The sequence below is a fragment of the Amycolatopsis sp. NPDC057786 genome (assembly GCF_042797905.1).
Classification (GTDB): Bacteria; Actinomycetota; Actinomycetes; order Mycobacteriales; family Pseudonocardiaceae; genus Amycolatopsis.
Genome location: NZ_JBHVKW010000061.1, coordinates 18,230 through 36,825, shown reverse-complemented (window position 1 = coordinate 36,825; position 18,596 = coordinate 18,230). Strand labels below are relative to the sequence as shown.

The 18,596-nt window shown below is 67.9% G+C and carries 20 protein-coding genes; 9 read left to right on the top strand and 11 right to left on the bottom strand.

Annotated features, from left to right (window positions below; translation table 11 throughout):
• Nucleotides 1-68 precede the first annotated feature (68 nt).
• Nucleotides 69-1,454, top strand: a complete 1,386-nt coding sequence (locus ACFVM3_RS26900; protein WP_378442760.1) for an APC family permease — start codon at nucleotides 69-71, stop codon at nucleotides 1,452-1,454.
• A gap of 3 nt (nucleotides 1,455-1,457) precedes the next feature.
• On the opposite strand, the gene ACFVM3_RS26895 is transcribed toward ACFVM3_RS26900, so the two are convergent.
• The 4 genes from ACFVM3_RS26895 to ACFVM3_RS26880 form a co-directional block, all read right to left on the bottom strand.
• Nucleotides 1,458-2,285, bottom strand: a complete 828-nt coding sequence (locus tag ACFVM3_RS26895; protein ID WP_378442759.1) for an MBL fold metallo-hydrolase — start codon at nucleotides 2,283-2,285, stop codon at nucleotides 1,458-1,460.
• Entirely contained in the window at nucleotides 2,282-3,112 is an 831-nt protein-coding gene (locus ACFVM3_RS26890) for an MBL fold metallo-hydrolase (RefSeq protein WP_378442758.1), read from the bottom strand. Before ACFVM3_RS26890 ends, ACFVM3_RS26895 begins: the two co-directional genes overlap by 4 nt.
• A complete protein-coding gene (locus ACFVM3_RS26885; RefSeq protein WP_378442757.1) occupies nucleotides 3,112-3,675 on the bottom strand; it encodes a TetR/AcrR family transcriptional regulator in 564 nt (187 codons plus the stop codon). The genes ACFVM3_RS26890 and ACFVM3_RS26885 overlap by 1 nt, the downstream gene beginning before the upstream one ends.
• 235 nt (nucleotides 3,676-3,910) lie before the next feature.
• On the bottom strand, nucleotides 3,911-5,419 hold the full coding sequence (locus ACFVM3_RS26880; protein ID WP_378442774.1) for a fatty acyl-CoA synthetase: 1,509 nt from the start codon (nucleotides 5,417-5,419) through the stop codon (nucleotides 3,911-3,913).
• Nucleotides 5,420-5,492: 73 nt separating this feature from the next.
• On the opposite strand from ACFVM3_RS26880, the gene ACFVM3_RS26875 reads away from it, so the two are divergent.
• The 4 genes from ACFVM3_RS26875 to ACFVM3_RS26860 all read left to right on the top strand — a co-directional run bounded on the left by ACFVM3_RS26875 (nucleotide 5,493) and on the right by ACFVM3_RS26860 (nucleotide 8,698).
• On the top strand, nucleotides 5,493-6,398 hold the full coding sequence (locus tag ACFVM3_RS26875; protein ID WP_378442756.1) for an aldose 1-epimerase family protein: 906 nt from the start codon (nucleotides 5,493-5,495) through the stop codon (nucleotides 6,396-6,398).
• Nucleotides 6,398-6,883: a GNAT family N-acetyltransferase gene (locus ACFVM3_RS26870; RefSeq protein WP_378442755.1), complete on the top strand. Its 486-nt coding sequence runs from the start codon at nucleotides 6,398-6,400 to the stop codon at nucleotides 6,881-6,883. The genes ACFVM3_RS26875 and ACFVM3_RS26870 overlap by 1 nt, the downstream gene beginning before the upstream one ends.
• Nucleotides 6,884-6,894: 11 nt before the next feature.
• Complete coding sequence (locus ACFVM3_RS26865; protein ID WP_378442754.1) at nucleotides 6,895-8,124, top strand: amidohydrolase; 1,230 nt, start codon at nucleotides 6,895-6,897, stop codon at nucleotides 8,122-8,124.
• 67 nt (nucleotides 8,125-8,191) lie between these two features.
• Nucleotides 8,192-8,698 (top strand): hypothetical protein, encoded by a 507-nt coding sequence (locus ACFVM3_RS26860; protein ID WP_378442753.1) that lies wholly within the window; start codon nucleotides 8,192-8,194, stop codon nucleotides 8,696-8,698.
• Between the two features lie 218 nt (nucleotides 8,699-8,916).
• Here the strand turns inward: ACFVM3_RS26860 and ACFVM3_RS26855 are convergent, their stop codons facing one another.
• Together ACFVM3_RS26855 and ACFVM3_RS26850 are read right to left on the bottom strand one after the other, a co-directional pair.
• Nucleotides 8,917-9,534, bottom strand: coding sequence for a Uma2 family endonuclease (locus ACFVM3_RS26855; RefSeq protein ID WP_378442752.1), 618 nt, complete (start codon nucleotides 9,532-9,534; stop codon nucleotides 8,917-8,919).
• Between the two features lie 73 nt (nucleotides 9,535-9,607).
• Entirely contained in the window at nucleotides 9,608-10,753 is a 1,146-nt protein-coding gene (locus ACFVM3_RS26850) for an acyl-CoA dehydrogenase family protein (protein ID WP_378442751.1), read from the bottom strand.
• A gap of 98 nt (nucleotides 10,754-10,851) precedes the next feature.
• Here ACFVM3_RS26850 and ACFVM3_RS26845 point away from each other — a divergent pair, with 98 nt between their 5' ends.
• The 4 genes from ACFVM3_RS26845 to ACFVM3_RS26830 all read left to right on the top strand — a co-directional run bounded on the left by ACFVM3_RS26845 (nucleotide 10,852) and on the right by ACFVM3_RS26830 (nucleotide 15,396).
• Nucleotides 10,852-11,442 (top strand): TetR/AcrR family transcriptional regulator, encoded by a 591-nt coding sequence (locus ACFVM3_RS26845; protein ID WP_378442750.1) that lies wholly within the window; start codon nucleotides 10,852-10,854, stop codon nucleotides 11,440-11,442.
• Between the two features lie 43 nt (nucleotides 11,443-11,485).
• Nucleotides 11,486-12,427 carry a carbohydrate kinase gene (locus ACFVM3_RS26840; protein WP_378442749.1) on the top strand — a complete coding sequence of 314 codons (942 nt, stop codon included), beginning with the start codon at nucleotides 11,486-11,488 and terminating at the stop codon, nucleotides 12,425-12,427.
• 192 nt (nucleotides 12,428-12,619) lie between these two features.
• Complete coding sequence (locus tag ACFVM3_RS26835; RefSeq protein ID WP_007033295.1) at nucleotides 12,620-13,936, top strand: citrate synthase; 1,317 nt, start codon at nucleotides 12,620-12,622, stop codon at nucleotides 13,934-13,936.
• 113 nt (nucleotides 13,937-14,049) lie between these two features.
• A complete protein-coding gene (locus tag ACFVM3_RS26830; RefSeq protein ID WP_378442748.1) occupies nucleotides 14,050-15,396 on the top strand; it encodes a cryptochrome/photolyase family protein in 1,347 nt (448 codons plus the stop codon).
• Here ACFVM3_RS26830 and ACFVM3_RS26825 read toward each other — a convergent pair.
• From ACFVM3_RS26825 to ACFVM3_RS26805, 5 genes are read right to left on the bottom strand one after another with little or no spacing between them, the layout of a single operon-like run.
• Nucleotides 15,393-16,583, bottom strand: a complete 1,191-nt coding sequence (locus tag ACFVM3_RS26825) for an ABC transporter permease (protein ID WP_378442747.1) — start codon at nucleotides 16,581-16,583, stop codon at nucleotides 15,393-15,395. The two genes, ACFVM3_RS26830 and ACFVM3_RS26825, sit on opposite strands and share 4 nt — an antisense overlap.
• Nucleotides 16,580-17,506: an ABC transporter ATP-binding protein gene (locus ACFVM3_RS26820; RefSeq protein ID WP_378442746.1), complete on the bottom strand. Its 927-nt coding sequence runs from the start codon at nucleotides 17,504-17,506 to the stop codon at nucleotides 16,580-16,582. Before ACFVM3_RS26820 ends, ACFVM3_RS26825 begins: the two co-directional genes overlap by 4 nt.
• A complete protein-coding gene (locus ACFVM3_RS26815) occupies nucleotides 17,503-17,733 on the bottom strand; it encodes a hypothetical protein (RefSeq protein WP_378442745.1) in 231 nt (76 codons plus the stop codon). The genes ACFVM3_RS26820 and ACFVM3_RS26815 overlap by 4 nt, the downstream gene beginning before the upstream one ends.
• Nucleotides 17,730-18,266, bottom strand: a complete 537-nt coding sequence (locus ACFVM3_RS26810) for a hypothetical protein (protein ID WP_378442744.1) — start codon at nucleotides 18,264-18,266, stop codon at nucleotides 17,730-17,732. Before ACFVM3_RS26810 ends, ACFVM3_RS26815 begins: the two co-directional genes overlap by 4 nt.
• Nucleotides 18,263-18,532 (bottom strand): helix-turn-helix transcriptional regulator, encoded by a 270-nt coding sequence (locus ACFVM3_RS26805; protein ID WP_126730549.1) that lies wholly within the window; start codon nucleotides 18,530-18,532, stop codon nucleotides 18,263-18,265. Before ACFVM3_RS26805 ends, ACFVM3_RS26810 begins: the two co-directional genes overlap by 4 nt.
• Nucleotides 18,533-18,596 lie beyond the last annotated feature (64 nt).

Genomic DNA, 18,596 nt, shown 5'->3' with positions numbered 1-18,596 from the left:
AACCCGTGACGAAGAACTGACCAAACCGGACTGTCGGCACCAGACGTGATACGGCACACTCTTGCCGCATGGCGGACACGACGACAACAGAACAGACCGGTCCGGCCGGTCAACCGAGCCTCAAGCGGGTGATGGGTTCCAAACTCCTGCTGTTCTTCGTGGTGGGGGACATCATCGGGACGGGCGTGTACGCGCTCACCGGGCAGGTGGCGGGCCGGGTGGGCGGCGCGCTGTGGCTTCCCTTCCTGATCGCGTTCGTGGTCGCGTTCATGACCGCGTTCAGCTACCTGGAACTGGTCGGGAAGTACCCGCAGGCGGCGGGGGCCGCGCTCTACACGCACAAGGCGTTCAAGCTCCGCTTCCTCACCTTCATGGTGGCGTTCGCGGTGATGTGTTCGGGGATCACGTCGGCCTCGTCGGCGGCGAAGGCCTTCGGCGAGACCTACCTCAAGGAGTTCATCACCGCGCCGATGCCGCTGGTGGCGATCCTGTTCGTGATCGGCCTCGCGCTGATCAACTTCCGCGGGGTCTCCGAATCGGTGAAGACCAACGTGGTGCTGACCTGCATCGAGATCGCCGGCCTGCTGATCATCATCGGGGTCGGTGTGTGGGCGGTGCTCAACGGCAGCGGGGACGCCTCCCGGCTGGTCGAGTTCGACACCGAGAACCAGACGATGCTGGTGGCGATCACGTCGGCGACGTCGCTGGCGTTCTTCGCGATGGTCGGTTTCGAGGACTCGGTGAACATGGCCGAGGAGTGCAAGGACCCGATCCGGATCTTCCCGAAGGCGATGCTGTGGGGCATGGTCATCGCCGCGACCATCTACATCATGGTCTCCGTGACCTCTTCGCTGCTGGTGCCCGCGGACGAGCTGGAGGCGGCCAAGAGCAGCGCGCTGCTGAAGGTCCTCGACGTCGGCGCGCCCGGCTTCCCGCGTGAGATCTTTTCCGCGATCGGCCTGTTCGCGGTGATCAACTCGGCGCTGATCAACATGCTGATGGCCAGCCGTCTGCTCTACGGCATGGCGAACCAGCGGATCATCCCGAAGCAGCTGGGCACCGTGCACCCGTTCCGCCGCAGCCCATGGGTGGCGATCGTGTTCACCAGCCTGATCGCGATCGGCCTTGTGTCCTTTGTGGACATCGGGGTGCTGGGCGGCACGACGGCGTTGCTGCTGCTGGCGGTGTTCGCCATCGTCAACGTCGCGGTCCTGGTGCTGCGCAAGGAGAAGTCGACGCACAAGCATTTCCGCGCGCCGACGATCATCCCGGTGCTGGCCGCGATCTTCTGCGTCTACCTGGTGACGCCGCTGTCCGGGCGGCCCGCGCGCGACTACAAGGTCGCCGCGATCCTGCTCGGCGTCGGCATCGTGCTCTGGGGGATCAACTGGCTCATCATGCGGGCCACGCACAAGGAAGAGGACCGGCAGCCCGTCGAGCCGCCGGTCGGCTGACGCTCAACCGCGGCTGAGCGACTGGTACTCCACCGGGCTGTGGGCCGAGAACACGGTGACCTCGTCGGCGTGTTCTCGGCTCAGCTCCCGCAGCCGCTCGACGTTCTCCAGCCGCGGTTTGCGCAGGGTCTGCACCATGTTCTGGAACGCGGTCATCCCCGGCGGGCAGTGCGGCTTCACGGGATCCAGCTGACCGTGGAAGAAGTACGCGTCGCCCGCGTGCAGCAGCCAGCCGTCGCCGGTGTCGACGGCCACCCCGGTATGGCCCTTGGTGTGTCCCGCGAGCGGTACCAGCAGGATCTCCGGCGGCAGGCCTTTCAGTTCGCGGACGGCCTGGAAACCGAACCACTCGTCCCCGGCCTCGTCGTACTGACTCCACAAGGGACGGTGGGCGAACTGGTTGGCGCGGAACCGGAACTTCTCGCTCTGGTTGGACGGTGACGTCGCCGCGTCGTGCTCCGCCGTGCGGACGTGCACGACGGCGTTCGGGAAGTCCGCGAGCCCGCCCGCGTGGTCGACGTCGAGGTGGGTGCAGATGATGTGCCGGACGTCTTCGAGCTTGTGGCCGAGTGCCTCGACGTGGTGAGCCGCGGTCTCCGTCTCGACCGGCTTCGCGCCGACCATGAGCGTGAACGGCGTGCCGAGCCACGCACCGGGATTCTCGACGCCCTTGCGGCCGAAACCGGTGTCCACCAGTACGAGTCCGTCGCCGGTCTCGATGAGCAGGCAGTGCGCCACCAGCTCCGAGCGGCGCAGCAGTCCGGGCTGGCCGTCGAGCAGCTTGCCTCCCGGTGCGCGCATCGTGCCGCAGTTCAGGTGGTGCACCTTCATAGCCTGCTCCTCTGGCTGAGCCGTTCGAATGCGGTGGCGTCGTGCGCGGCGAAGACCGTCACCTCGTCACCGTTGTTACTGACAAGTTCGCGCAGCCGGCGCTGGTTGTCCAGTCGTGCGGTCTTCTCCGTCTGCATGTACGACTCGAAGAAGCCCAAGGCCAGAGGGATATGCGGCTTTCGCTCCAGTTCGCCGCCGTGGAAGACGGCGTCACCGGCGTTGAGGAGCCAGCCGTCGCCGGTGTCGACCGCGACGCCGGCGTGCCCGCGGGTGTGCCCGGCGAGGGGGATGATCAGGACGTCCGGGACCCCTTCGAGTTCGCGGACGGCGTCGAAACCGAACCACGGCTCGCCGTCGGCGCGGTACGACCTCCACTGTGGACCGTGGCTGAACTGGACCTTCCGGTAGCGGCTCGCCTCCTTGCGGTCGATCGGCTTCTCCAGCGCCTGGAGTTCGCGATCGTGGACGTGGACCCGCGCCTGGGGGAAGTCGACGAGCCCGCCCGCGTGGTCGAGGTCGAGGTGGGTGAGCACGATGTCGCGCACGTCGGCCGGGTCGAAACCGAGCTTGCGGATCTGGGTGGTGGCGCTGAGGTCGTCGTCGCTGTCGGGGTGGACGAGCCGGACGAAACCGGCGCCGAGCCATTCGACCGGGCGGGTGACGGTCGGCGTTCCGACACCGGTCTCGACGAGCACGAGCCCGGTGTCTGTCTCCAGGAGAAGACAGTGGCAGATCAGTTCGGCGCGCCGGAACAGACCGGGCCTGCCGTCGATGAGTTTGCCGCCGACCGGCCGCATGGTTCCGCAGTTCAGGTGATGGACGCGCATCAGGACAGCTCCCGTTCGAGGGTGGCACGGAGGTGAGGGGCGATCGCGCGCAGCGGCGCGGTGTCGTGCAACGTCTTGGCCAGCAGCAAGCCGCCCTCGATGGCGGCGAGGACGACCGTGGCCAGGTGGTCCGCCTTGTCGGTGTCGATCGCGCCGGCGATGACGGTGTGCCAGGACGTGTAGCCGTCGGCGCAGGCCTGACGGATCACCTCGCTGTCACCCGACGCGTCCAGCGCGACCGTCGCGAGTGGACAGCCGCGCTGGAAATCCGACTCCTCCAACGAGGTCGCCAGCGCTTCGACCACGTTCTCGATCCCGGTGACGACGTCGGGCGCGTCCGCCGCGATAGTGCGCAACCGGTCGCACAGCCGGTCGGCGGACTGGCGGATGGCCTCGGCGGCCAGCTGCTCCTTGCCGCCGGGGAAGTGGAAGTAGAGCGATCCCTTGGGCGCGCCGACGGCGGCGACGAGCTGGTTGAGACCGGTGGCGTGGTAACCCTGCTGGTGGAAGAGCTCGGCGGCGGAATCGAGCATGCGCTGCCGGGTGTCGGTGCGGCGGACCATGCGACCGACTGTAGCTCAAACTATGACGACCGGTCTAGTAAGACTCGCGATGCCGCACACGCGTGATCAGACACGGAACTCACGTGATTGAAGGCGTAACTCACGTGATCAAGCGCCGCACTCGCGAGTTCGCCCTCCAATCACGCGAGTTACGCGCCTGATCACGTGAGTTACGTGTCTGATCACGCGAGTTACGCCTTGGCGCCCGAGGCCGGGTGCGCGAGCCTGCGAGTCGCTAGACGCCGATCGCGGACGCCGACCCGCCGAACTGTTGCCGCAGCTCGCGTTTGAGCAGCTTCCCGGAAGCGTTCTTCGGCAGTTCACCGACGAAATGCACCGACTTCGGCACCTTGTGCGCCGCCAGCGACTTCTTGGCGAACTCGATCAGTTCCGCTTCCTCAACGGATTCCTTCGCCACGACCACCGCCGCGATCGCTTCGATCCAGCGTTCGTGGGGCAGGCCGACGACGGCGACCTCGGCGACGGCGGGATGCGCGTACAGCGCGTCCTCCACCTCGCGCGAAGCGACCAGGACGCCACCGGTGTTGACGACGTCCTTGATCCGGTCGACGACGAACAGGTAGCCCTCTTCGTCCTGTCGCACCAAATCGCCGGAGTGGAACCAGCCGCCCGCGAACGCCTCCACCGACTCCTCGGGTTTGCCCCAGTAGCCCGTGCACAGCTGGGGAGAGCGGTAGACGACCTCGCCGAGTTCGCCAGGCGGGAGGTCGTTCATCTCGGCGTCCACCACCCGCGTCTCGACGAAGAGGACCGGGCGGCCGACGGAATCCGGCCGCGCGTCGTGCTCTTCGGGCCGCAGCACTGTCGCGAGTGGACCGATCTCCGACTGGCCGAAACAGTTGTAGAACCCGACTTCCGGCAGCCGTGAGCGCAGTGCCTTCAGTACCGGGACCGGCATGATCGACGCGCCGTAGTAGGCCTTGGTGAGGCAGCTCAGATCCGCGTCCGCGAGACCGGGATGGTTCGCGAGGCCCACCCAGACGGTCGGCGGGAAGAACAGGGAAGTGATGCCCTGGCGGGGAATCCGCGCGAGGATGTCGCCGAGGTCGGGTGCCTCGACGAGGTGGTTCGTCGCACCGACGGCCAGACCGGGCATGAGGAAGACGTGCATCTGGGCCGAGTGGTACAGCGGCAGCGCGTGCAGTGGCACGTCGCGGTCGCTCAGGTCGAGCGCCGCGATACAGGACGAATATTCGTGCACCAGCGCGCGGTGGGTGAGCATCGCGCCCTTCGGCCGCGAGGTCGTCCCGGACGTGTAGAGCAACTGGACCAGATCTTCGTCCGCGACCCCGGACTCCTCGTGCGGCTCGACGGATTCGTCCAGCGCCCAGTCCAGAACGTCCAGTGTGGACACATGATCGACACCGGCGTGCCCGGCCAGCGCGGGGTCGACGAAGGCGACGGCGGGTTCGGACTGCGTGAGCAGGTACTCGAGTTCTTCACCGCGCGCGTTGAAGTTCACCGGCACGTGCACCAGCCCCGCCCGCGCGCAACCGAGGTACAGCAACAGGTACGCGTCGGAGTTCTTGCCGAAGGCCGCGACGCGGTCACCGTGGGCGAGCCCGCGGCCGAGCAGCTTCGCCGCGACCCGGCCCGCCGCGCGGTCGAGTTCCGCGTAGGTCCACACGCGATCGGCGAACGTGAGCGCGACCCGGTCCGGGACGCGTCGCGCGCTCCGTTCCAGGACGCGGCCGACGGTGCTGGGGTAGCCGGGAACGGTCATCGCGGCGGTCTCCTTCGTCCGGGCGTGGCGCTCCCACACTACTTCGGGCAAGGCCGCCGGTAACCTCGTCCGCATGGCCAATCCCACCGGAGAGCAGTTCGAGATCACCCGCGGCAACGCGCGCGCCGTCGTCACCGAGATCGGTGCCGGGTTGCGCGCGTTCGAGGTCGGCGGAGTGCCCTATGTCGAGGCGTTCGCCGAGGACGAGAAGCCACCGAAGGGCGCGGGCCAGGTGCTGCTGCCCTGGCCGAACCGCACCAAGGGCGGCCAGTGGGTGTACCAGGGTGAGAAACAGCAGCTCCCGATCACCGAGGAGGCGCGCGGCAACGCGATCCACGGCCTGACCCGGCACGAGGAGTGGGAACTCCTCGAACACGCGGAGTCGTCGATCACGCTGGCCATCGACGTCCCGGCCCAGGGTGGCTGGCCGGTGCCACTGCGCGCGACGATCACCTACGAGATCTCGCCGCGCGAACTGGTCGTGACGCACGAGATCCGCAACGAGGGCGAGAGCCCGATCGGCGTCGGGCTCGGCACGCACCCCTACTTCCGCATCGGCGACGTGCCCACCGACGAGCTGACCCTGACGCTGCCCGCGAGCCGGGTCCGCCCGTATCTCGGCGACGAGCAGATGCCCTACGCCGACGAGCAGGACGTGGAGGGGACCGAGTACGACTTCCGGTCCGGCAAGGTGCTCGAAGGCGTCGACCTCGATACGGCGTTCGGCGGGCTGAGCGTGGCCGAGGACGGGAACCACCACCACGTCCTCTCGCACGGGGAGCGGGAGCTGCTGGTCTGGGCCGGGCCGGACTTCCGCTGGGCGCAGGTGTTCACCCCGGCAGACCTGGTCGGCCGCGGCCGGGCGGTGGCGATCGAGCCGATGACCTGCCCCGCGGACGCGCTCAACACCGGCACCGACCTGATCGATCTGGAGCCCGCCACTTCGTGGACCGGCAGCTGGGGAATCCGGGTCCGCTGATGACGGCACTGCTCCGGCTGGGACCCGTGGACGCGGGCGAGGTGCTCACGCTGCAGCGCGCGGCGTACGTCCCGGAGGCCAGGGAGCACGAGAACCTCGACCTCCCGCCGCTGCTGGAGACCTTCGAACAGGCCAAGGAGGCCCTGGGTGACCCCGCGTGTTTCGCCTGGGGCATCAGGGAATCCGGACGGCTGGTGGCGAGCGTCCGGATCGTCGTGGACGGCGAGGCCGGTCTCGTCGGCAGGCTCATCGTGGCGCCGGACAGGCAGGGACACGGCCTCGGCAGTTCGTTGCTGCTCGCCGCCGAGGCCGCCGCCCCGCCTTCGGTGACCGTGTTCCGCCTGTTCACCGGGGAGCGGAGCGCCGGTCCGCTGCGGATGTACCGGAAGCTCGGCTACGTCGAGACGCACCGCACGCCCGAGAAGCACTACGAACTGGTCCACTTCGAAAAGCCCCGCGTGCGGACCGGCGGCCCAGTTCGTTAGCGTGTCAAAGTATGTCTGACAAAGCACAGGTCAAGGCCATCGTCGGTGGTTACGTCGTCCCGGTCGACGGTGATCCCATCGACGGCGGCACGGTCCTCATCGAGAACGGGAAGATCGCCGCGGTCGGCACGGACGCCGACGTCGACGTCCCCGACGACGCCGAACTGATCGACGCCGCGGGCAGCTGGGTGCTGCCCGGATTCATCGACGCGCACGCCCACCTCGGCGTGCACGAAGACGGCGAAGGCTGGTCCGGGAACGACACCAACGAGATGACCGATCCCAACGGCGCCCGGTTCCGGGCGATCGACGGGATCGACCCGTACGAGCCCGGCTTCGACGACGCGCTCGCGGGCGGCGTCACCAGTGTGGTCATCAAACCCGGCTCCGGGAACCCCATCGGCGGGCAGACGATCGGCGTCAAGACCTGGGGCCGGACGGTGCTCGACATGATCTTCGCCGAGGGCGTCAGCGTGAAGAGCGCGCTCGGCGAAAACCCGAAGCGGGTCTACGGCGAGAAGAAGCAGACGCCGTCGACCAGGCTGGGTGTCGCGTCGACCATCCGTGACGCGTTCACCGCCGCGCGCAACTACGCCGCCCAGCGCGACCACGCCGCCGGCGAGGGCAAGCCGTTCGACGTCGACCTGACCAAGGAGACGCTGGCCAAGGTCCTCGACGGCGAGCTGTACTGGGACCAGCACGTCCACCGCGCCGACGACATGGTGACCGCGATCCGGCTGGCCGACGAGTTCGGCTACAAACTGGTGATCAACCACGGCACCGAAGGGCATCTGATCGCGGACCTGCTCGCCGAGCGGGACGTGCCGGTGATCCTCGGCCCGCTGTTCACCACCAAGTCCAAAGTGGAGCTGCGCAACCGCACCCTGCGCGCGCCCGGCATCCTCGCCAGGGCGGGTGTCCGGATCGCGATCACCACGGACCACCCGGTCGTGCCGATCAACTTCCTGGTGTACCAGGCCGCGCTGTCGGTGAAGGACGGCCTCGACCCGGAGACCGCGCTGAAGGCGCTGACCGTCAACCCGGCCGCGATGCTGGACCTCGACGACCAGGTCGGCTCGCTGAAGCCGGGCCTCGACGCCGACGTGGTCATCTGGTCGGGTGACCCGCTGGACGTGATGAACCGGGCCATGCGGGTGTTCGTGCGCGGACGCGAGGTCTACCACTTCGACGAGGAGACCGGCGTCGGCGTCACCGAGGAGCGGCGTTACCGCGAAGGCTGAACCCGGCCTTGTCAGAACGACGGGCCCGTGCTCTCATGTGTTACACACGGGGGAGGATGTGTAACACATGAAGCGCTGGGTCTTCGTTCTGGTCGTCGGTATCGGTTTCCTGGTCGTCACCCTGCTGTTCGCGCGTGAGGATCCGGACGTCGTCAAATGCGGTGGCCGGATCATGGGTCCCGGCGACGTCTGCGAAAGCACCAAGGGCAGCCGCGTCGTCGACGTGGACACTTACGACCAGATGAAGGCCGCCGCCGAGTCCAGGGCCGAGACGTTCCGCGACCATGGGCTCTGGATGGCCGGGGTCGGGGTGGCGCTGACCGGCTTGGGGACGACGATGCTGATCCGCGGGAAGCGGCGCAAGGACCGCGCCGTCGCCGCGGCTCGGCAGGACGCGCAGTGGCCGGGTTTCGCTCAGCAGCAGGCCCCCGGCGCCCGGTTTCAGTCCCCGCCTCAGTGGCAGCCCGTGCCGGGGCAGCGGCCTTATCCGCCGCAGACCGGATGGCCGCAGCAGCCGCCGCAGGCCGGTCCGCCGCCACAGCGGTTCGGCCCGCCGGGGCACGGCGGCTCCTGAGTGGTGGGGCGGTTCTAGCCAAAGGTGTCTTGGGTGCCTACCTGGCCACGGCCGACGTTGCGAAAGCCACTTTCGCAACGTCCGGCGGGACAATCCACCCAGCGCGACCCCTGCGGTACGGGAAGAGGTACCGGTATCGAAGGGGTCAGGTCTCGTGGCCGATCACGCGTGTCGTCCCTCCCGGCACGCGAACGCCACCCGTGCGCCCTCCTTGCCGCTCACGAGAGCAGCCTACCGAGGTCCAGCTTCACCGGAAACGGCTCGGTGGCGGCGAATTCGCCGGTCATGGCCGGAGCGTCCTGATACCCGAGTTCGCCCGCTTGGTGGCAGGCGACAAGCGAGACCGGCTCGCTGAGATCGACGATCCAGTAATGCGGGATCCCCGCGTCGGCGTACTCGCCGTGTTTGGTCACGTAGTCGGTGCGCTTCGAGCCAGGTGACACGATCTCGACCACCACGACGACGTCGTCCGCGTGGTACATCGTGTCTTCTTCGTCGATCCGTTCGCCCGCCTCGCGAAGGGCGACGATCAGATCCGGCCGCCTGGCGAAACCCGGCTCACCAGGCGGCACCAACCCGAGATCGACGTCGATGTCCTGGACGAATTCGAGGTGATCGGGCAGCTGCGATTCCAGCTGCCTCGCCAAGGCGTAGAGCGCCTTGTTGTGTCTCCTCTTGGGGCTCGGTGACAGGACAAGGCGGCCTTCCACGAGCTCGGTGAATCCGGAATCGGGCTCACCGAGCGCCGCGTACTCCGCGACCGACAGCAGGTGATCCTGGATGGCCCACCCTGGCTCACCGTGCGACCCGGTCGTGGAATAGGGAAGGGCTGTCACAGCGTCTCCTCACGTCTTCCACAGTGTCTCACGACTCTCGAGTGACCACTGGTGATCGTATCAGTGCGGAGAGTCAGCCTTTCCGGAGTTCCCGCGCGATCACCATGCGCTGGATCTGGTTCGTGCCCTCGAAGATCTGCGGCACCTTCGCCTCCCGCATGTACCGCTCCACCGGGAAGTCCTTCGTGTACCCGGCGCCGCCGAGGACCTGCACGGCGTCGGTGGTCACCTTCATCGCGCCGTCGGTCGCGACGAGCTTCGCGATCGACGCCTGCCGCTGGAACGGCAGCCCGCGGTCGCGGCGGCGGGCCGCGTCGAGGTACATCGCGCGCGACGTCTCGACGGTCGCGGCCATGTCGGCCAGCAGGAATTCCAGCCCCTGGAACTCGATGATCGGCCGCCCGAACTGCGTGCGGCCCTTCGCGTACTCGAGCGCCTCGTCCAGCGCGGCCTGCGCCAGCCCGACGGCGCAAGCGGCGATGCCCAGCCGTCCGGAGCTGAGCGACGACAGCGCGATCTTCAGCCCCTGGCCCTCTTCGCCGATCCGCCGGTCGGCGTCCACGGCGGCGTCCTCGAACATCAGCTGCGCCGTGGTCGACCCGGTGAGGCCCATCTTCCGCTCGGGCGGCGCCGCCGACAGGCCCGGCGTCGCCGCGTCGACGAGCAGGCAGGAGATGCCCTGGCCGCCGTCGTCGCTGGTGCGCACCATGGTCGTGTAGAAGTCGGCCTCACCCGCGTGGGTGATCCACGCCTTCGTGCCGTTCACGACATACCGGTCGCCGTCGAGCCGCGCGCGGGTCGAGAGGGCGGCCGCGTCGGAGCCGGCGTGGGTCTCCGAGAGCGCGTACGCGCCCAGCAGGCCGCCTTCCAGCATCGAGGGCAGCCAGCGGTCACGCTGCTCGTCGGTGCCATGGTGCGCCAGCGCGAAGCAGGACATCGTGTGCACGGAGAGCCCGACGCCGACCGACATCCACGCGGCCGCGATCTCCTCCAGAACCTGCAGGTAGACCTCGTACGGCAGCTCGCCGCCGCCCCAGCGTTCCGAGTACGGCAGGCCGAGCAGCCCGGCCTGCCCGAGCAGCCGGAACTGCTCGCGCGGGAAGTGCGCGGTCTCCTCGTACTTGCTCGCGATCGGGGCGAGCTCCTCGCGCGCGATCTCCTTGGCCAGGTCGATCAGATCCTGGGCCTCGGTGCTGGGCAGCAGACGGTCCGCCGGCATGGCTCCTCCGAGCTGTACTAAAAACAGTACTGTGGGCTGATTCAGCGTACAGTAGACGGCGCTGGGGGGACACCGTTCGCGTAGGGGATAGTGATCCGATGACCTCGCGCCGCCAGCCGACCGCGCGTCAGAGAGCGCTGCTCTCGGAGCTTGAAGCGGTCTTCCTCGCCGAAGGGTTCTCCCAGTTCACGCTGGACGACCTGGCCGCCAGGCTCCGCTGTTCGAAGTCGACCCTCTACGCGCTCGCGCCCAGCAAGGAGCAGCTCGCGGTCAAGGTCGTCACCCACTTTTTCAAGGGTGCCGCCGAGCTGCTGGAAGAGCGGATCGCCGGGATCGACGACGCCCGCAAGATCCTCGGGGAGTACCTGGCAGGGATCTCCGAGTACCTGAATCGCGCTTCGGCCGCTTTCATGACCGACATCGCCGAATTCGCGCCGGCGCGGGACGCTTATCAGCTCAACAGCCGGGTCGCGGCAGGCCGGATCCGGTCGTTCATCGATCGCGGCGTCACCGACGGTGTTTTCCGCGAGGTGCACGCGCGGCTGATCGCGGAAATGGCGGGGCTGATCATCGAGGGAATCCAGACCGGTGTCGTCGGTCAGCGCACCGGGGTGACCGACGCCGAAGCGTTCACCGCTTTGTCGGAGCTTTTGCTCGGCGGTATCGCGACAAAAAATGTCCTGAACTGACAATTCTGGTGATCCCGCCGCCGACTCGGCTAGCATCGCGCCCGTGATCGTCGTAGGTGGAGAGGCGCTGGTCGACCTCGTTCCCGGTGCACCGTTGGATTCCACTGTGGACGGTGGGTTGCGCGCGCTGCTGCCCCGGATGGGTGGTGGTCCCTACAACGTCGCGCTCGCCGCCGGGCGGCTCGGCGTCCCGACGGGCTTCCTCTCGCGCGTCTCCGAAGACCGCTTCGGCGTCGCGCTGGTGGACCGGCTGCACGCCTCCGGTGTCGACACCGCCTTGCTGCAGCGGGGAAAAGAGCCGACGACACTCGCGGTGGTCGCGCTCGACGAGAAGGGTTCCGCGCGGTACACCTTCTACACCGAGGGCACCGCGGACCGGCTGGTCGCCGATCCCGGCCCGCTGCCGGAGGATGTGACGGCGCTCTCGCTCGGCACCCTCGGCATGGTCCTGGAGCCGGGCGCGAGCACCTACGAAACCGTGTTGCGCCGCGAATCCGGCCGCGGCGTCCTGACCGTGCTCGATCCGAACATCCGTGCGGCGCTGATCGTCGATCCGGCGGCGTACCGGGCGAGGTTCGAGTCCTGGCTGCCGCATATCCGCCTGCTCAAGATCTCCGACGACGACACGGAATGGCTCGCCGAGGGTGCCGACCCGGTCGACGCGGCAAAGGTCTGGACCTCTTGCGGAGTCGATGCCGTCGTGCTCACCCGGGGCGCGCAGGGGTTGTCCGTCATCACACGAGCGGGCGAAATCGCGCAGGTCCCGTCACGCCGGGTCGACGTCGTCGACACCATCGGCGCCGGTGACACCGTGCAGGGAGCCCTGCTGGCGTGGCTGTACTCGAACGGGGTGCGTGACTTGTCCACTCTCGACGCGGACGGCTGGCGTACGGCGCTCGAATTCGCGGCGAAAGCGGCGTCGATCACCGTCTCGCGGAGCGGGGCGGAACCGCCGACGGCGGGCGATATGGCATCCGCCGTGTGAACCTGGTCCCAAAGGGGCTGTTGTGAGCAACTCACCCGCTGCGCATCGACCCCATTCTCGACTAGCGTAGAGGGGAATTCATACCCCAGCGGGGCGGTGTGCAGCGAGGCCGTGGGTCACGCGCGTGAAAGAGGGCGTACCTGTGGAACCTACAGGCGCCGCCGGCCCGTGCTGAACGTGAGAGGGACTTACATGTCCGACGCGACGACGGCTGCGGGGCAGTCCGGCGAGACCGCGACGCTGCGCCTGCCCAACGGCGAGCACGAGTTCAAGGTGATCCACCCGGTCGAGGGCGCGCCTGGGATCGAGCTGGGGAAGCTGCTGGCGACGACCGGGTACATCACCCACGACCCGGGGTTCGTGAACACCGGTGCCGCGTCGTCGGCCATCACCTACATCGACGGTGACGCCGGCATCCTGCGCTACCGCGGGTACCCGATCGAACAGCTGGCCGAGAAGTCGACCTTCATCGAGGTCTCGTACCTGCTCATCTACGGCGAGCTGCCCACGCAGACGCAGCTGTCCGAGTTCACCGAGAAGATCCAGCGCCACACCCTGCTGCACGAGGACCTCAAGGCCTTCTTCAGCGGCTTCCCGCGCGACGCGCACCCGATGCCGGTGCTATCCAGCGCCGTATCCGCGCTGTCGACGTTCTACCAGGACTCGCTCAACCCGTTCGACGAACCGAACGTGGAGCTGTCCACCATCCGGCTGCTGGCCAAGGTCCCGACCCTGGCCGCGTACGCGTACAAGAAGTCCGTCGGCCAGCCGCTGCTGTACCCGGACAACTCGCTCGGCCTGGTCGAGAACTTCCTGCGGATGACCTTCGGGTTCCCCGCCGAGCCCTACGAGGTCGACCCGGACGTCGCCAAGGCGCTCGACCTGCTGTTCATCCTGCACGCCGACCACGAGCAGAACTGCTCGACCTCGACCGTGCGCCTCGTCGGCTCCTCCGAGGCGAACCTGTTCGCCTCGATCTCGGCCGGGATCAACGCGCTCTTCGGCCCGCTGCACGGTGGCGCCAACAGCGCGGTCCTTGACATGCTGGAGGGCATCCAGGCCGAGGGCGGCGACGTCGCGAACTTCGTCACCCGCGTGAAGAACAAGGAAAAGGGTGTCCGCCTGATGGGCTTCGGGCACCGGGTCTACAAGAACTACGACCCGCGCGCGAAGATCATCAAGAACACCGCGGACGAGATCCTCTCCAAGCTCAAGGGCGGCGACCAGCTGCTCGACATCGCGAAGAAGCTGGAAGAGACCGCGCTCTCGGACGACTACTTCATCGAGCGGAAGCTGTACCCGAACGTCGACTTCTACACCGGTCTGATCTACCGGGCGCTCGGCTTCCCGACGAAGTACTTCACCGTGCTGTTCGCGCTCGGCCGCCTGCCGGGCTGGATCGCGCACTGGCGCGAGATGATCCAGGACCCGGCCACCAAGATCGGCCGCCCGCGGCAGATCTACACCGGCTACGCGTCGCGGGACTACGCGCCCATCTCGGAGCGCTGATCCCCCTCCGGCAAGCGCCATGAAAGGTCCTTTCCTTGCGAAATTTGCAAGGAAAGGACCTTTCATGGCATCCGGGCGTGCGAGGGCACGGAAGCGCGCTTAGGGTTTCCGGGGTGACCAGAGAAGCCCCGGTAGTGCTGTGGTTCCGTCGCGATCTCCGCCTCGGCGACCACGCCGCCCTGCTGGAAGCCTCGAAGCACAGCAAGCACGTCCTCGCGCTGTACGTCCTCGACGACGCGCTCCTCAACCCCTCCGGTGCCCCGCGCGTCGCGTTCCTGCACGGCTGCCTGAAGGCGCTGGACGATCAGCTCGGCGGACGGCTGATGCTCGTCAAAGGCCACCCGGCCGAGCAGGTCGTCAAGGCCGCGCGCGAGGTCGGCGCGGCGGCGGTGCACGTCAGCGCGGACACCGGCCCGTACGGCCGCCGCCGCGACGACGAGGTCAAGAAGGCGTTGGCGGAGAACGACATCGCCTGGGTCGAGACAGGTTCTTCGTACGCGATCACGCCGGGCCGGGTCGTCAAACCCGACGGCGACCCCTATCGCGTGTTCACCCCGTTCCACCGCGCGTGGGTGCGTCATGGCTGGCCACGGCCCGCGGACACGGGAAAGTCCATAGTGGACTGGGTGGAGCCGCCGCGATCGGTCAGGCTCCCGAAGTCCCCGTCGCTCAAGGGAATGGAGCTGCCGGAGCCCGGTGAGCAGGCGGCGCTGGAACGCTGGCACGAGTTCCTGGACGGCGGCGTCGAGACCTACGACGAGGATCGTGACCGGCCGGATCGTCCTGGTACGACAAGGCTTTCGCCGTATCTGCGCTGGGGTTGCGTCCACCCGCGCACTCTGCTGGCGGATCTCGCCGGGAACGAGGGATCCGGCGCGAAGGCGTTGCGCGGCGAGCTCGCCTGGCGCGAGTTCCACGCGGACGTTCTGTGGCACCGCCCCGAAACCGCACGGAAGAACTACGATTCCCGGTTCGACGCCATGGAATACGAGAGCGACGACGAGGCATTCCGGCGGTGGTGCGAGGGGCGCACCGGGTTCCCCATCGTCGACGCCGGGATGCGGCAGCTGCTCGCCGAGGGCTGGATGCACAACCGTGTCCGGATGATCGTGGCGAGCTTCCTGGTCAAGGATCTGCATCTGCCGTGGTGGCTCGGCGCGCGGCATTTCATGCGGTATCTGGTCGACGGCGATCTCGCGTCGAACCAGCTGAACTGGCAGTGGGTCGCGGGCAGCGGCACCGACGCCGCGCCGTACTTCCGGATCTTCAACCCGACAACGCAGGGGGAGAAGTTCGACCCGTCTGGCGACTACGTCCGCCGCTACGTCCCCGAACTCCGGTCTGTGCAAGGCAAAGCCGTGCACAAACCGGAGAACGTCGAGAACTATCCGGCACCGATGGTCGACCACGCGCACGAACGGCAGGTCGCCTTGGAGCGCTACGGCGCCATCAAAGGTTAGCCCTTCAGCGCTTCCGAAAGCTTGATCCGGCTGCCGACCCGCAGGACGCTGTTCTGGTAGATCCGCGCGCCCAGCCAGGTGAACAGGGCGATGGCACCCACGGTCAGGCCCAGCGACAGCGCGATCTCCCACACCTCCACGGTCCCGGCGGCGATCCTGGCGGGCATCAGTACCGGGGAAAGCAGCGGCACCAGGGAGAGCACCTTCGTGCCGGTGCCCTCCGGTGCCTGGGCCAGCAGGTTGAACCCGACGACGAAGCCGAGGATCAGCACGATGTTGACCGGGCCGATCACCGATTGGGTGTCCTCCTGCCGCGAGACCAGCGAACCCATCGCGCCGTAGACGGTGGCGTACAGCAGGAACCCGAGCAGGTACCAGACCACACCCCACAGCAGCGCGCTCGTCGCGACCCCGGACAGCGTCAGCACGTTGGTCGCCGACGCGACTATCAACCCGGCACCGCCGATGATCACCAGCTGTGTCAGCCCGACCAGGCCGAGCCCGATCACCTTGCCCAGCAACAGATGCCACGGCCGGACCGTGGACAGCAGGATCTCCACCACCCGGCTGGACTTCTCCTCGACCACACCCTGCGCGACCAGCGTCCCGTAGGTCACGATGCTCATGTACAGCAGCACCGCCACGATCAGCCCGATCACCATCCGCTGCGCCTTCTCGGGGTCCGGCGGTTTGATCGAGTCCACCTCGACCTGGGTCTGGTGGACCGTCCGCATCACCTCGTCCGGCGACTTCTGGGCCTCGGAAAGGATGCCGTTCAGCACTTCCTGCTGGGACACGCCGTTCAGCAGGGTGCGCAGCTTGGTGTCCAATTCGGACTTGACGAGCACCTTCAGCTCGGTGGCGTTGCCGGACAGCAACGCGTCCAGGTCGCCGTTCTCGACCTGCGACCGGCCCTGCGCCGGATCGGCGACGGTGACGGTCTCGATCTTTTCGCCGATCGCTTCGCCCGCGGTCTTGAGCTGCTGCGCGATCCCGGCGGTCTGGCCGGTGAGCCCGACCTTGCTCTTGTCCTCGTTGCTGATCAGCGTGGACTGCAGCAGGACGTAGCCCATCAGCATGACCAGCAGCACGGCGGTGCCGACCACGAAGGACCTGGTGCGCAGCCGGGTGTTCAGCTCGCGTTTGGCGATGAGCCAGACCGCGCGCCACGAAGATACGGTGTTCATGCGGAAACTCCCTGTGCCGCCGGCTTCTCGGCGACCGCGTCGCGGAAGAGCTCGGTCAGCGAACGCCTGCGTTTGGTGAACTCGGTGACCGGGCCGGTGGCCAGCGCCGCGGCGAGCACGGCCTGATCGTCGGCGCCGGCCTCCAGTTCGAGGATCGTCGTCGGGCCGCTCTGCTCGACCGTTCGGACACCGGGAACGGACGATGCCCAGCCGGGCGCGGCATCGGGCGCGGTGACGACGAGACCGTTGCCCGCGCCGGCCGTCAGCTCGGCGACGGTGCCGGAGGCGACCATCCGTCCACTTCGGATGATGCCGACCCGGTCGCACAGCCGCTCGACCAGATCCAGCTGGTGGCTGGAGAACACCACCGGCACGCCGGTCGCGGCCTTCTCGCGCAGCACGCCGCTCATCACGTCCACGGCCAGCGGGTCGAGGCCGGAGAACGGCTCGTCCAGCACCAGCACCTTCGGATCGTGCACCAGCGCCGCGGCGAGCTGCACGCGCTGCTGGTTGCCGAGGCTCAGCTTCTGGACCTCGTCCTTGCGCCGTTCGGTCAGCCCGAGGCGGGCGATCCAGTTCTCGGCGCTGCGGTGGGCGTCGTTGGCCGACATCCCGTGCAGTTCGGCGAGATAGACCAGCTGCTCCAGCACCTTCATCTTCGGGTACAGCCCGCGTTCCTCCGGCATGTACCCGATATGGGTGCGGGTCTCGTGGGTGATCGGGGCGCCGCCGAAGCGCACCTGGCCGGAGTCGGCCGCGAGCACCCCGAGCACGATCCGCATCGTGGTGGTCTTGCCCGCGCCGTTGCTGCCGACGAACCCGAACAGCTCACCGGGCTGGACCTCGAAGCTCACCTCGTCCAGCGCGACCTTCGCGCCGTACTTCTTGGAGATCCGGTCGATCTCCAGCTTCCCCTCGCTCATTTCCACTTCCCCTCTTCGAAATACCGCACCAGCGCCGTGAATCCCCGATGGACGCCGGAAACCGTGCGGTTCCGCTGGATCAGCCCGTCCAGCTCGACGTTGCTCATCACCGAGGTGGCCCGGTACACCAGGACCGCCCGGCCCGCGCCGGCGAGGACCCCACCCGCCACCAGCACGACGGCGACCACGCCGATGGACAACCTGTACCGTTTCTTGTCCCCGGTCATACCGGAGGCACCCCCTCGAAATCTTCCGGATCGTCGTCCGGCAGCGACCAGCCGAGGATGACGACGGGCACCGTGGTGCCGGCGACCAGCAGCGCACAGGCCATCATCGCGCCACCGCCCTTGGGGCCGGGGACCAGGAGGCTGTACACCACCGCGAACAGCATCATCGTCACCAGGATCTGGTAGCTGACGTAGGTCACGCGGTGACGCATCTCCCGCTCGCGCTCGTCGAGCCGCATCGAGAAACCGCCGCTCATCTTGCCGGTGAGGATGCGAAGCAGGTACTGCGCGCCGCCCGCCACGACGCCTCCGCCGAGCCAGCCCACGAGGAAGGCTTCCGTCTGGCCTGTCTGGTAGAAGACGGCTCCGCCGATCAGCATCAGATCGCCCGCCACCACCAGCACGCTCAACGTCCGCCGCCGCTTCCTCGTACGCCAGGCCGGCAGCCTCAGCGCTCGCTTGCGTTCCAGTTCGTCCAGCCGTTCCTGCTGGCGCTCCCAGTACGCCGCGAGCCGGCCGCGCCCTTCACTCATGCTCCCCCCTCCCGGTAGACCTGAGTGGACAGTGGCGTGAACGGTTCGCGGCTGAACACGGCCTCGACCGGGAGGTCGAACACCGCGCAGATGCGGAACGCCAGGTCCAGGCTCGGATAGTGGTCCCCCCGTTCGAGCGCGCCGATGGTCTGCGGATTGACCTCGACGGCCGCCGCGAGGGCGGCCCTGCTCAGTCCGCGCTCCGCCCGGAGCACGGGAAGCCGGTTGTAGATCGGCAGCTCTTTGCCGCGTCTGACCGGACTCATGGAACATACTGTTGCAAAAACCCAACGAAGCGTCAAGTTTGTGGCGCACTTCACCGCATCCAGG

Excerpts from the sequence above, each read along its gene's own strand:
- ACFVM3_RS26900 (WP_378442760.1), top strand. The coding sequence starts at position 69 with ATGGCGGACACGACGACAACAGAACAGACCGGTCCGGCCGGTCAACCG.
- ACFVM3_RS26895 (WP_378442759.1), bottom strand. The coding sequence starts at position 2,285 with ATGAAGGTGCACCACCTGAACTGCGGCACGATGCGCGCACCGGGAGGC.
- ACFVM3_RS26890 (WP_378442758.1), bottom strand. The coding sequence starts at position 3,112 with ATGCGCGTCCATCACCTGAACTGCGGAACCATGCGGCCGGTCGGCGGC.
- ACFVM3_RS26885 (WP_378442757.1), bottom strand. The coding sequence starts at position 3,675 with ATGGTCCGCCGCACCGACACCCGGCAGCGCATGCTCGATTCCGCCGCC.
- ACFVM3_RS26880 (WP_378442774.1), bottom strand. The coding sequence starts at position 5,419 with ATGACCGTTCCCGGCTACCCCAGCACCGTCGGCCGCGTCCTGGAACGG.
- ACFVM3_RS26875 (WP_378442756.1), top strand. The coding sequence starts at position 5,493 with ATGGCCAATCCCACCGGAGAGCAGTTCGAGATCACCCGCGGCAACGCG.
- ACFVM3_RS26870 (WP_378442755.1), top strand. The coding sequence starts at position 6,398 with ATGACGGCACTGCTCCGGCTGGGACCCGTGGACGCGGGCGAGGTGCTC.
- ACFVM3_RS26865 (WP_378442754.1), top strand. The coding sequence starts at position 6,895 with ATGTCTGACAAAGCACAGGTCAAGGCCATCGTCGGTGGTTACGTCGTC.
- ACFVM3_RS26860 (WP_378442753.1), top strand. The coding sequence starts at position 8,192 with ATGAAGCGCTGGGTCTTCGTTCTGGTCGTCGGTATCGGTTTCCTGGTC.
- ACFVM3_RS26850 (WP_378442751.1), bottom strand. The coding sequence starts at position 10,753 with ATGCCGGCGGACCGTCTGCTGCCCAGCACCGAGGCCCAGGATCTGATC.
- ACFVM3_RS26845 (WP_378442750.1), top strand. The coding sequence starts at position 10,852 with ATGACCTCGCGCCGCCAGCCGACCGCGCGTCAGAGAGCGCTGCTCTCG.
- ACFVM3_RS26835 (WP_007033295.1), top strand. The coding sequence starts at position 12,620 with ATGTCCGACGCGACGACGGCTGCGGGGCAGTCCGGCGAGACCGCGACG.
- ACFVM3_RS26825 (WP_378442747.1), bottom strand. The coding sequence starts at position 16,583 with ATGAACACCGTATCTTCGTGGCGCGCGGTCTGGCTCATCGCCAAACGC.
- ACFVM3_RS26820 (WP_378442746.1), bottom strand. The coding sequence starts at position 17,506 with ATGAGCGAGGGGAAGCTGGAGATCGACCGGATCTCCAAGAAGTACGGC.
- ACFVM3_RS26815 (WP_378442745.1), bottom strand. The coding sequence starts at position 17,733 with ATGACCGGGGACAAGAAACGGTACAGGTTGTCCATCGGCGTGGTCGCC.
- ACFVM3_RS26810 (WP_378442744.1), bottom strand. The coding sequence starts at position 18,266 with ATGAGTGAAGGGCGCGGCCGGCTCGCGGCGTACTGGGAGCGCCAGCAG.
- ACFVM3_RS26805 (WP_126730549.1), bottom strand. The coding sequence starts at position 18,532 with ATGAGTCCGGTCAGACGCGGCAAAGAGCTGCCGATCTACAACCGGCTT.